11 protein-coding genes are annotated in these 11,153 nt (G+C 68.4%); 1 reads left to right on the forward strand and 10 read right to left on the reverse strand.

The features are described 5' to 3' along the window. Window positions 1-31: 31 nt before the first annotated feature. The 9 genes from NGJ44_RS22550 to NGJ44_RS22595 form a co-directional block, all read right to left on the reverse strand. Window positions 32-1,000 (reverse strand): DMT family transporter, encoded by a 969-nt coding sequence (locus NGJ44_RS22550; protein ID WP_251865956.1) that lies wholly within the window; start codon window positions 998-1,000, stop codon window positions 32-34. After that, a complete protein-coding gene (locus NGJ44_RS22555) occupies window positions 997-2,070 on the reverse strand; it encodes a histone deacetylase family protein (RefSeq protein ID WP_251865958.1) in 1,074 nt (357 codons plus the stop codon). The genes NGJ44_RS22550 and NGJ44_RS22555 overlap by 4 nt, the downstream gene beginning before the upstream one ends. An 18-nt stretch (window positions 2,071-2,088) precedes the next feature. After that, the gene (locus tag NGJ44_RS22560) at window positions 2,089-2,388 is read right to left on the reverse strand and encodes a cupin domain-containing protein (protein ID WP_053244576.1); all 300 of its coding nucleotides are present in this window, start codon (window positions 2,386-2,388) and stop codon (window positions 2,089-2,091) included. Window positions 2,389-2,447: 59 nt separating this feature from the next. Then, on the reverse strand, window positions 2,448-4,079 hold the full coding sequence (locus NGJ44_RS22570; RefSeq protein ID WP_353506971.1) for an ABC transporter ATP-binding protein: 1,632 nt from the start codon (window positions 4,077-4,079) through the stop codon (window positions 2,448-2,450). Between the two features lie 9 nt (window positions 4,080-4,088). Continuing rightward, the gene (locus tag NGJ44_RS22575) at window positions 4,089-4,928 is read right to left on the reverse strand and encodes an ABC transporter permease (RefSeq protein WP_053244578.1); all 840 of its coding nucleotides are present in this window, start codon (window positions 4,926-4,928) and stop codon (window positions 4,089-4,091) included. Next, window positions 4,925-5,932 (reverse strand): ABC transporter permease, encoded by a 1,008-nt coding sequence (locus NGJ44_RS22580; protein ID WP_053244579.1) that lies wholly within the window; start codon window positions 5,930-5,932, stop codon window positions 4,925-4,927. Before NGJ44_RS22580 ends, NGJ44_RS22575 begins: the two co-directional genes overlap by 4 nt. Window positions 5,933-6,020: 88 nt before the next feature. Further along, on the reverse strand, window positions 6,021-7,598 hold the full coding sequence (locus NGJ44_RS22585) for an ABC transporter substrate-binding protein (RefSeq protein ID WP_053244580.1): 1,578 nt from the start codon (window positions 7,596-7,598) through the stop codon (window positions 6,021-6,023). Window positions 7,599-7,644: 46 nt separating this feature from the next. Continuing rightward, entirely contained in the window at window positions 7,645-8,355 is a 711-nt protein-coding gene (locus NGJ44_RS22590) for a FadR/GntR family transcriptional regulator (protein ID WP_251865960.1), read from the reverse strand. Window positions 8,356-8,610: 255 nt separating this feature from the next. After that, on the reverse strand, window positions 8,611-8,880 hold the full coding sequence (locus NGJ44_RS22595; protein ID WP_251865962.1) for a hypothetical protein: 270 nt from the start codon (window positions 8,878-8,880) through the stop codon (window positions 8,611-8,613). Window positions 8,881-8,993: 113 nt separating this feature from the next. Between NGJ44_RS22595 and hemN the strand changes: the two genes are divergently transcribed. After that, on the forward strand, window positions 8,994-10,421 hold the full coding sequence (gene hemN, locus NGJ44_RS22600; RefSeq protein ID WP_053244581.1) for an oxygen-independent coproporphyrinogen III oxidase: 1,428 nt from the start codon (window positions 8,994-8,996) through the stop codon (window positions 10,419-10,421). A gap of 15 nt (window positions 10,422-10,436) precedes the next feature. Here hemN and NGJ44_RS22605 read toward each other — a convergent pair. Continuing rightward, the coding region (locus NGJ44_RS22605; protein ID WP_251865964.1) for a response regulator at window positions 10,437-11,153 on the reverse strand (717 nt) is incomplete at its 5' end.

Below are 11,153 nucleotides of genomic sequence, written 5' to 3' on the forward strand. Positions count from 1 at the left end.
CCGCCCGCCACAAGTGCGGGCGGCGCGCGGCTCAGGCGCGCCGCGCCGCCAGGAAGACGCCGGCGGCCACGATCATGGCCATGCCGGCCAGGGCGGGAGCGTCGGGCGGGCGCTGGAACCAGAAAGTGCTGAAGGCCACCGCAAGCAGAAGCTGGAAGTAGTTCAACGGGGCCAGCGTGGCGGCCGGCACGCGCTGGAACGCGGAAATGAGCAGGATCTGCGCCAGGCCGTTGCATGCGCCCAGCCCTACGATGAGCAGCAGATGCAGCGGTTGCGGCCACGCGTCGGGCAGGAAGAACGGCGCGGGGGCCGCCGTGGCGGCCAGGCAGATGCCGGCCGTGTAGGCGTACTGCACCGGACCCGGAACCTGGCCCGAGAGTTTGCGCGTGAGCACCTGGAATACGGCATAGCTCACGGCGGACACGGCCATCAGCACGGTGCCCAGCCAGGGCAGGTCGCCGCCGGGCCGCACGATGAGCAGCATGCCGGCAAAGCCCAGCGCGACGGCCGCCCATTGCGCGGCGCGCACCTTCTCGCCCAGCAGCCAGGGCGACAGCGCCACCATGATGAGCGGCGAGGTGAAGTAGATGGCGGTAGCCTCGGAGAGCGGCATCCAGATGAGCGCCGTCATGAAGCAGGTGCCCACGGTGGCCAGCAGCAGGCCGCGCAGGACGAGCAGCGGTTTGTGCGGAGCGTTGCGCAGGCTGGGGCGTCCGCCGCGCCAGAGCAGGAAGAGCGCCAGCGTCGCCACCGCCGAATAGCGCATCACGTTGAGGAACGGCGCGGGATAGAGCGCCAGCATGTACTTGGAGCCGGCGTCGAAGGTGGCGAAGGCCACGAGCGCGGCCAGGAACAGCACCACGCCCGCCCGGCGCGAGCCGGTCGCGGGCAGGGCGGCTGCGGCATGAACGCCTTCGCGCGGCCGGGCGGCGGGGATGAGGCTGCCTGCGCCCTCACGGGCTGCGGCATGAACGCCTTCGGGCGGCCGGGCGGCGCTCATGCCCGCCGCGCGCCGGTCGGGTCCAGTCCTTGCAGGAAGGCGTCGAGGGCAGGGCCGATGGCTTGGACCATGTAGCCGCCTTCCTGCACGATGACGGTGGGCAGTCCGAGCGCGGCCACGCGGGCGCCGATCTGCCGGTAGGCGTCCATGTCGAGCCGGAGCACGCTGATCGGGTCGTCCTTGTAGGTGTCGAAGCCCAGCGCCAGCACCAGCGCCTCGGGTGCGTAGGCGGCCAGGGCGGCCATGGCCTGGTCCAGGGCCTGCAGGAAGGCGGCGTTGCCCGAGCCGTGGGGCAGGGGCAGGTTGAGGTTGCAGCCCTCGCCCGCGCCGTGTCCGCGCTCGTGCGCGTAGCCGGTGTAGAAGGGGTAGTAGCCGGCCGGATCGGCGTGCACGGAAATCGTCATTACGTCCGGCCTCAGGTAGAAAATCTGCTGGGTGCCGTCGCCATGGTGCGCGTCCACGTCCAGCACCGCTACCCGCGACCGGGTCTGGCGCAGGCGGCTGGCCGCCGCCGCGCTGCTGTTCAGGTAGCAGAAGCCGCCCGCGCGGTCGCGGTGGGCGTGATGGCCCGAGGGGCGGCACAGCGCGTAGGCAAAGCCGCCGCCGCCGGCGGCGTGGTCGGCGGCCGCCACGGCGCTGTGCGTGGAGCGCAGCGCCGAGCGCCAGGTGTGCGGGCCGATGGGGCAGGACAGGTCGCTCAGGTAGTAGCCCGTCTGCGCGACCACCGAAGGCGAGGGGCATGGGCTGCGCCGGGGCTGTTCCACGCGGCCGTTGTGATAGGGCGAGAGGTTGGGCAGCACTTCCTCGCCGGGCTCGACGCCGGGCATCTCCAGGGCGCGCCAGCGGGCATGGGCGTTTTCCAGGTAGTCCAGGTAATCGGGGCTGTGCACATCGGCCAGCGGCGAGCGTCCGTAGTCCGGCGGGGTCTCGACGGCGATGCCGCGCGCGGCGAGCGTGCCCCGCAGGCTTTCCGCGCGCGAGGGCAGGTCGGTGGGGGCGCAGATGCGGCCCAGCCGCATGAATTGCCGCGGCGTGTGCAGCAGTTGTTCTTCCGAGAAGAAGGCCTTCATGGTGTCTGCGGCTCCGGCTCAGGCCCGCGGGGCCTGTTTGAGTTCGATCTCGACAAAGACGAATTCCGTGTCGCCGGGATTGATGACGTTGTGCTCCACGCCCACCGGCCGGTAGTACGCCACGCCCGTGGTGAGCTGGCTGGTGATTTGGCCTTCGGGGGTGTCGAGCAGCAGCGGTCCCGTGCTCTGCGGCACCACCACGTAATGCATGCCGTGGCGGTGCCAGCCGGTTTCGCCGCCGGGCGGAAACCGCCATTCGGTCACGGTCACGAATTCGTTGTCGATTTGTACGGTGGGAACGGCGGCGGGACGCTGCATGAAGTGCTCCGGAAAGTTGATGGGTCAAGGCGTGTCGGCACGCCTGGGGTTAACGCAACCTAGGCCGCGCGGGCCTGGGTGGGGTCCCAGTGCTGGCCGGGGACCGCGGCAATGAGCTGCTGTGTGTACGGGTGCCCGGGCTGGTCGAATATCTGCGACGGCGTCCCGTATTCCACCACCTTGCCCCGGTGCATGACCAGCACGGCGTCGCAGATCTGGGCGGCCACGCGCAGATCGTGGGTGATGAACACCAGCGCGATGCGCAGCCGCTGCTGCAGCGTGCGCAGCAGTTCCAGCACCTGGGCCTGCACCGAGACGTCCAGCGCGGAAACCGATTCGTCGGCCACCAGCACCTTGGGTTCCAGGGCCAGGGCGCGCGCGATGCCGATGCGCTGGCGCTGGCCTCCGGAAAACTGGTTCGGATAGCGGTCGAAGGCGGACGGGTCCAGTCCCACCAGGGCGAGCAGCTCGCGCACCCGGGCCTCGGCGCGCGCCCGCGGCACGCCGTTGGCGACCGGCCCGTCGCTGATGATGCGGCCCACGGTCTGGCGCGGATTGAGCGAGGCGAACGGATCCTGGAAGATCATCTGGATGTCCTTGCGCAGCGGGCGGAAGCGGCTCTCCGGCAGCGGCGCGATGTCCTGGCCGTCGAACAGCATCTGCCCGCCTTCCACATTGACGAGCTTGAGCAGGCATTTCCCGATGGTGGACTTGCCGGAGCCCGATTCGCCCACGATGCCCAGCGTCTCGCCGCGGCGTACGCTGAAGCTGACGCCATCCACCGCATGCACTTCGCGCTTGGCGCGCAGCCAGCCGTGGCCCAGCACATAGGTTTTCCGCAGGTCTTTCACCTCCAGCACCGGGGGCTCCTGCTCCCAGCCGCTGCGTTCGCGGGCGCGCCGGTGCGGCACGGCGGCGATGAGGCGCTGCGTGTACGGATGGCGCGGGCGGTTCAGCACCTCTTCGGCCGGCCCCTGTTCGACCAGCACGCCTTTCTCCATGACGGCCACGCGGTGCGCGATCTCGGCCACGACCCCGAAGTCATGCGTGACGAACATCACGCCCATGCCCTTCTCCTTCTGGATGCGGGCGATCAGCGCCAGGATCTGCGCCTGGGTCGTTACGTCGAGCGCGGTGGTGGGCTCGTCGGCGATGAGGAGCGCCGGCTCCAGCGCCAGCGCCATGGCGATCATGACGCGCTGGCGCTGCCCGCCCGACAGGCGGAACGGGTAGGCATGGTAGAGCGTGGCCGGGTCGGGCAGGCCCACGAAGGCCAGCAGGTCCAGCGTGCGCTGCATGCGCTGGGGGCCGGGATAGGCGTTGTGCACCCGCATGACCTCGCCGATCTGCTCGCCCACCGTCATGAGCGGGTTGAGCGCGGAAAGCGGCTCCTGGAAGATCATGGCGATGTCCTTGCCGCGCATGGACTGCAAGGTCGCCTCGTCCTGCTGCAGCAGATCGGCGCCGCGGAACAGGATGCGGCCGCGTTCGGGGCGCAGGTAGTCGGGCAGCAGGCCCATGATGGCATTGGCGCTCATGGACTTGCCCGATCCGGACTCGCCCACGATGCAGAGGATTTCGCCGGAACGGACGTCGTACGAGATGTCGCGCACCGCGTAGGGGCGGTCGCCGCCCGCGGGCAGCGCGATGCTCAGGTTCTGGACGGACAGCAGGGGCGTTTCGGGTGGCATGCCGGTCTCCTATTCGCCGCGTTTGCGCAGTTGGGGGTTGAGGGCGTCGTTCAGGCCTTCGCCAATGAGGTTGATGGCCAGCACGGTGAGCAGGATGGCGACGCCGGGCCAGACGCTCATCCACCAGGCTTCGCGGATCATGGTGCGCGCCGCGCCGATCATGAAGCCCCAGCTCATCAGGTTGCGGTCGCCCAGGCCCAGGAACGACAGCGACGATTCCGTCAGGATGGCGGTGGCCACCATGAAGGAGGCGGACACGATGATGGGCGACATGGCGTTGGGCAGAATCTGCGAGCCCACGATGCGCGCCGGCGACTGCCCGATCACGATGGCCGCCTGCACGAATTCGCGCTGCTTGAGCGTCATGAATTCGGAACGCACGAGGCGCGCGGCCGGCGGCCAGGACACCAGCGCGATGGCGCCCATGATGGAATACACCGACGGGCTCAGGATGGCCACCAGCACCACTGCCATGGCGAGCTGCGGTATGGTCTGGAAGAACTCCGTGAACCGCATGAGCGCGTCATCCATCCGGCCCCCGCAATAGCCGGCCACCGCGCCCACGACGATGCCGAAGGCCAGCGCCACGGCCGTGGACAGCAGGCCCACCATGAGCGAAACCCGCGCGCCCCAGACCAGGCCCGCCGTGATGTCGCGGCCCAGCATGTCGGTCCCGAAGGGATAGTCCGGGTTCGTGAAAGGGGGAATCAGCGGATCGGCCACCATCATCCATGGCGAGTCCGGATACAGCAGCGGCGCGGCCAGGGCCACGGCGATCACCACCGCCATGATGGCCAGGCCGGCCACGGCGCCGTAGTTGCGGGCATAACGCAGGGAAAAGGCCCTCATGCGGCGGCTCCTTGCTGCGCTCCCGCGCCGATGCGCGGATCGATGAGCCGGTAGAGCACATCGGTGAGCAGGTTGAACACCACCACCATCACGGAGGTGACAAGAAAGATTCCCAGCAGGAGCTGGTAGTCGCGCTGCAGCAGCGCGTCGAACATCAGCCGGCCTATGCCCGGCCAGGCGAACACGGTTTCGGTGAGCACCGCGCCGCCGGCCATCTGGCCGAGCTGGATGCCGGCGAAGGTAATGACCGGCAGCAGGGCGTTGCGCAGCACGTGCGCGCGGATCACGCGGCCGGGGCTCACGCCCTTGGCGCGGGCGGTCTTGACGAAGTCCATGCCGATGACTTCCAGCATGGAGGCGCGCGTCAGGCGCACATACACCGCCATGAAGAAGCAGCCCAGGGTGACGGTGGGCAGGATGAGGTGCTGGGCGATGTCGGCCGCGCGCGCCCAGCCGGAAAGGCCCGCGCCCACGGTTTCCATGCCGAAGGCGGGCAGCCAGCCCAACACCACGGAAAAGAGCAGGATGCCCATCAGCGACAGCCAGAAGAGCGGGGTCGCGTACAGCAGCAGCGCGCCCGTCATCACCGTGCTGTCCACCCAGCGGCGTTTGTTGCGGTAGCGCGCCTGGGCGGCGATCACGCCCAGCAGCACGCCCAGCACGATGGAAAAGAGAAACGCGCAGGACATGAGCAGGAACGTCGCCGGCAGGCGCTCGGCGATCAGGTCCAGCACGGGCACGTGGTTGCGGTAGGAGAAGCCCAGGTCGAGCTGGGCCACGCCCTTGAGGTACAGCAGCAGCTGGGTCAGCAGGGGTTTGTCCAGGCCGAAGGCCACGCGCAATTGCTCGACGTAGGCCGCGTCGCCCGCGCCCGCCTGGCCTGCCAGCACGGCGGCCGGGTCGCCCGGCGCCAGCCGGATCAGGAAAAAGTTGATGATGACCACGCCCAGCACGACCACCAGGGCCTTGCCGATGCGGGAGACGAGAAACGACAGGAACTTCATGCGGGATCCTCCGTGAACGGGCGCATGCAGCCGCCGCGCGGCCGGGGGCAAGGCGCCGCCCGCGCGCGGCGGGCGGCTGGGCTCTCGCTTACTTCTTCTCGATGTAGACGTCGTCGAACGACTCGTTCAGGCCGATGGCCGTCTTGACCAGGCTCTTCACGTTGGAGCGGTACAGGGTCGGGAACTCCATGTCCACCAGGAAGCCGTTGGCCACGTCATTGACCAGGGTTTTCTGGATCTGGGTGTACTGGGCCTGGCGCCTGGCCGGATCGACTTCCGAAGCGGCCGCTTCCCACACCTTGTCCAGTTCGGGGTTGTTGTAGCCCTGCACGTTGGCGAAGGGCGAGCCCTTGACGATGTTGGACGAGACGTACAGGCGCTGTACGCCCAGCGCCGGATCGCCGTACTGGTAGATGAAGTTGGTGGTCAGGTCGAAATCCCAGTTGCCGGTGCGGCTGGCCCAGCCGCCCGCATCGGTGGATTCGAGGTTCACCTTGAAGCCGAGCTGTTCCAGCGCCTGCTTGGTGTACTCGCCCAGGCGGTCCCAGGTGGAGCCGTAGGGGAAGCTCAGCTGGCGGATCGTATAGTCGCCGGGCTGGATGCCGGACTCCTTGATGAGCGCGCGCGCCTTCTTCATGTCGAAGTCCAGCGCAGGCATGTTCTTGTCGTAGAACATCTCGGTCATGACGAAGGGGCCGGTGGAAACCTTGCCCAGGCCGAAGAAGATGTTGTTGACCACCAGCTTGCGGTTGATGGCCGCCATCACCGCCTGGCGCACCTTCACGTTGTCGAAGGGCGGCTTGCGCATGTTGAAAATGAGATACGCCTGGGGCGAGAACATCTCCCAGCCCGCGGTGGTGTATTCCACGTCGGGCAGGGCGCGCAGGCGCTTGATGTCCACGTTGTCCACGTCGCCGCCGCGCAGCACGTCCACGCTGCCGCGTTCGAAGGCCACGGCGCGCGAAGCCGCGTCGGGAATCACGTTGAACACCAGTTCATCCAGATAGGGCTTGCCCGGCTTCCAGTAGTCGGGGTTGCGCACCAGCTTGATGTATTCGCCGCGCTTCCATTCCTTGAACATGAAGGGCCCGGTGCCCACCGGCTTCTGGTTCGCGGGATTGTTCATGTAGTCCGTGCCCGCATAGATGTGCTTGGGCATGATGGGGGCGAAGCCCGGCTCGAACATCAGCATGAAGGCCGGGAAGGGCGTCTTCAGCTTGATGACCACGGTCTTGGGATCGGGTGCGGTCACGGAATCCACGAATTTGTTCAGGATGACCCGGGCGCGCGCATGCGTCTTGGGCAGCATGTCCGACAGCGAGAACACCACGTCGTCCGCGCTGAACGGCTTGCCGTCGTGCCATTTGACGTTGTCCTGCAGATGGAAGGTGTAGGTCAGGCCGTCGGGCGAGGCCTCCCAGCTCTTGGCCAGCCCGGGCTGCGGCTTCAGGTCGGTGGTGTAGGTCAGCAGGCTTTCGTAGATCTTGCCGGCCACGTACTGGGTCGGCCCCTGCTGGTTGATGGCCGTGACGATGACCGGCGGTTCAGGCTGCACGATCAGGTTCAGCGTGCCGCCTTTGGTCTGGGCCAGCGCTTGCGTGGCGGGCAGGGCGGCCGACAGGATCAGGGCGCCGATGCCGAGGGAAAGCCATTTTTTCGATTTCACTGGGAGCCTCCAGGCTGGTTGTGGTCGGAAAGTCGTCTCGCGGAGTTCAGAGGTCGGGAAGCAGGGCGGAGTCTTCGCGCAGCCGCGCCAGGATGCCCAGCAGGTGCGCCCGCATGGCGTGGCCCGCACGTATGGGGTCGCGGGCCAGGATGGCGGCCAGGATGCGCTCGTGCTCGGCGTGGGCCACCGCCCAGACCTGGGCGTTGACGAAGTAATCCTGCATGCGGCTGAATACGGGGCTGGAAAGGCTGAGGTGCCACAGGTGCGCCACGGTCGCGGCCAGCGCGGCATTGCCGCAGGCGGCCGCAATAGCGCTGTGGAAGGCGCGGTCGTGCCGCTCGGGAGCCTCCGTCAGCGACATGGCCCGGTGGGCCTGGGCGATGGCGGCGATCTGCGCGTCCGAACCCGCATGGGCCGCCAGCGCCGCGCATTCGGGCTCGATCAGCATGCGCGCTTCCAGCAGGTCGAACGGCCCGATGTCCACCTGGTCTGGCGGCGCGCCGGCCGGCCGGGGCGAAACGGTATCGCGCGCGGCAGTGGCGAACACACCGGCGCCGACCCGCACTTCCACGTAGCCTTCGATTTCCAGGGCGATGAGCGCTTCCCGGATGGTGGCCCGGCTTACTTGCAGCTGCTCGGCCAGCTCGCGTTCCGAGGGCAGGCGGCCGCCGCGCGCGAAATCCCCGGCGCGGATGCGGCCGGCGATCTGGTCCGCGATCTGGCGGTACAGGCGGGTGGCGGCGACGGCTTGCAGCATGGGCTTATAGAGCGTTTCGGCCTGGTGGTCAGGCCACGACTATAAGTAGTGTGCAATTGAAAACAAAGAGGAATTTGAGGAATTCCGGGAAACCGATCAGAGGGTTTGCCCGGATATTGCCCTGGTGGTCAGGCCAATTCCGGCTGCGGCGCGCCCTGCGTCGGCGCAAGTCCGGCAAGCCGGGCGGGGGCTCGGCCCCAGGGCACAGGGCCGGAGAGCGGCGGGCGGGGCCCGCCGGCGGGGAAAGGGAGAGGACTACTCGCCGGAATCCGGGTCCGGTTCCGGGGCGTCGGTGAATGCGCGCACCAGGCGGGCGATGTGCTCGAGTTCGTCCTGCGCGCCGCCGACCCAGGCGGGCGTGGCGAACGGACTGTCGGCGGGAGCGTTGTCCAGGCTGGCCTTCAGGTCGTCGAGCAGCTCCAGGGCCATGGCGGTGGCCTGGGAGTGGCTGCGGGTGCCGAGCGCGATAGCGAGCGCGAGCGCCTGGCGCATGGCCAGCAGGCGGCCGTCCAGTTCGGTTTCCATGGGAAGCATCCTCGATCTTGGGCAAAAACCCATTGTAGGCGGCTGCTGCGGGCCGGGGCGGGGTTTGCGCAAGATCAATACGGGCCGCCGTGCGCGCGCAAATAATTCACGCTATGCAAGCCGCCCTATGCTCTTCGCCCGCCGCGCCCGCGGCCGAACCCGCCCATCCGTTTTTTCCGCCGCAGTTGCTCGAGCGCCTGGACAAGAACGGGCCGCGCTACACCTCCTATCCCACCGCCGACCGCTATCACGAGGGCTTCGGGCCCGCGCAGTACCGGCGCGCGCTGGAAAAGCGGCGCGAATCCGGCACCGCCGACCCCTTGTCGCTGTACGTGCACATCCCGTTCTGCGAATCGGTCTGTTATTACTGCGCCTGTAACAAGGTTGTGACGCGCCATCACGACCGGGCCGTGCGCTACCTGGATGCGCTGTCCCGGGAAATCGCGCTGCACGTCGAGTGCCTGGGAACGGGCACGCCGGTTTCACAGCTTCATTTCGGCGGCGGCACGCCGACGTTCCTGTCCGACGAAGAGCTCACCCGCCTCATGGGCGGACTGCGCGCCGCCTTCCGCTTCGAGCCGGACGCGGAAATCTCCATCGAGGTCGATCCCCGCACGGCGACGCCGCAGCGGCTGGCGCACCTGCGCCGGCTGGGATTCAACCGGCTGAGCTTCGGCGTGCAGGATTTCGACGAGGCGGTGCAGGCGGCGGTGCACCGGATCCAGTCCTTCGAGGACGTGAGCGCGCTCGTGCGCAGCGCCCGCGAGCTGGACTATGCGTCTGTCAACGTGGATCTCATCTACGGCCTGCCCTTGCAGACCGCGGGGTCTTTCGCGCGCACCATCGCCCAGGTATGCGAACTGCGGCCCGACCGGATCGCCTTGTATGCCTATGCGCACCTGCCCGAGCGCTTCAAGCCCCAGCGCCGCATCAATGTGTGCGACCTGCCCGGCCGCGCGACCCGCGTGGGTCTGCTGAGCGCCGCTATCGAAGGCTTCCTGAAAGAGGGCTATACGTACATCGGCATGGATCATTTTGCGCTGGCCACCGACGCGCTCGCCATCGCCAGGCAGCGCGGCGAGCTGCACCGCAATTTCCAGGGCTACAGCACGCAGCCCGACCGCGACCTGGTCGCGCTCGGCGTCTCGGCCATCGGCCGCATCGGCGACACCTACAGCCAGAACGACAAGACCCTGGACGGCTATTACGCCGCCATCGAGTCCGGCCGGTACGCCACCGTGCGCGGCCTGGAGCTCAATCCGGACGATCTCGTGCGCCGCGAGGTCATCATGGAGATCATGTGCCAGGGCAGGGTGGAGTTTGCCGACATCGAGGCGCGGCACGGGCTGCGTTTCGGCGACTACTTCGGGCCGGAGCTCTCGCAGCTCGCCCGGCTCGCCGAACTGGGCCTGGTGAACCTGCGCGCCACGGGCGTGCAGGTGACGGGGCTGGGCTGGTATTTCGTGCGCGCCGTCGCCATGGCCTTCGACGGCTATCTGCGCGCCGCCGGAAGCGGCGCCAGCTACTCGCGCATCATCTGAGGCGCGCGGCGCGCCTCATTGCGAGAATTTCTCGCGCAGGTAGAGCGCGAGCGACAGGTCATCCGAGAGCTGCAGCTTGCGCATCGCGCGCCGCTTGTGCGTGCTCACGGTTTTCTTGCTGCGCATCAGCCGCGCGGCGATCTGCGTCACCGAAAGCCCCTGGCTGATGTGGCGCAGGATTTCGACCTCGGAAGCGGTGAGGCGGTCGTGCGGGTGGGTGGGCAGGACGGCGCGGACCTTGCCGTCCTGCACCGTGAGAAAGCTGTCCTTGCCCGCCACCACGCCCCGGATCATTTCGGGCAGCAGCGCCAGGCCCCACTGCTTGGCCAGATAGCCGTTGGCGCCGGCGCGGAACGCCGCGTACTGCGTTTCCTGGCGATTGCCCGCCGAAAACGTGATGATGGCCATGGCCGGGTGGTAGCGCCGCAGCCGGCGCAGGTAATTCACGCCGTCCCAGGGCTCCAGCGGCAGGTAGAAGTCGACCAGCGCGACGTCGCAGGGCGCGGCCGCCAGCTTGTCGAGCAGGCCGCGGGCGGAAGTCTCGCGGTGGATGACGCGAAAGCCGGGCCGGCTTTCCAGGTAGGCGTCCACGCCCAGCGCCACGACCGGGTGGTCGTCCAGTATGGCCACCTTGATGAAGGGCGGCGGGCGCGACAGCAGCAGGTGCCGGCGGGCGCCGGGGAGCTCCGTGTGCGAATCCGGGGGACGGTCCGCCTCCGGCGGGGGCGGTGG

It is taken from the genome of Achromobacter sp. Marseille-Q4962 (genome assembly GCF_943737005.1).
Lineage (GTDB): Bacteria > Pseudomonadota > Gammaproteobacteria > Burkholderiales > Burkholderiaceae_B > Achromobacter.

Coding starts and splice junctions, on each gene's coding strand:
- NGJ44_RS22550 (WP_251865956.1), bottom strand. CDS start 1,000: ATGAGCGCCGCCCGGCCGCCCGAAGGCGTTCATGCCGCAGCCCGTGAG.
- NGJ44_RS22555 (WP_251865958.1), bottom strand. CDS start 2,070: ATGAAGGCCTTCTTCTCGGAAGAACAACTGCTGCACACGCCGCGGCAA.
- NGJ44_RS22560 (WP_053244576.1), bottom strand. CDS start 2,388: ATGCAGCGTCCCGCCGCCGTTCCCACCGTACAAATCGACAACGAATTC.
- NGJ44_RS22570 (WP_353506971.1), bottom strand. CDS start 4,079: ATGCCACCCGAAACGCCCCTGCTGTCCGTCCAGAACCTGAGCATCGCG.
- NGJ44_RS22575 (WP_053244578.1), bottom strand. CDS start 4,928: ATGAGGGCCTTTTCCCTGCGTTATGCCCGCAACTACGGCGCCGTGGCC.
- NGJ44_RS22580 (WP_053244579.1), bottom strand. CDS start 5,932: ATGAAGTTCCTGTCGTTTCTCGTCTCCCGCATCGGCAAGGCCCTGGTG.
- NGJ44_RS22590 (WP_251865960.1), bottom strand. CDS start 8,355: ATGCTGCAAGCCGTCGCCGCCACCCGCCTGTACCGCCAGATCGCGGAC.
- NGJ44_RS22595 (WP_251865962.1), bottom strand. CDS start 8,880: ATGGAAACCGAACTGGACGGCCGCCTGCTGGCCATGCGCCAGGCGCTC.
- hemN (WP_053244581.1), top strand. CDS start 8,994: ATGCAAGCCGCCCTATGCTCTTCGCCCGCCGCGCCCGCGGCCGAACCC.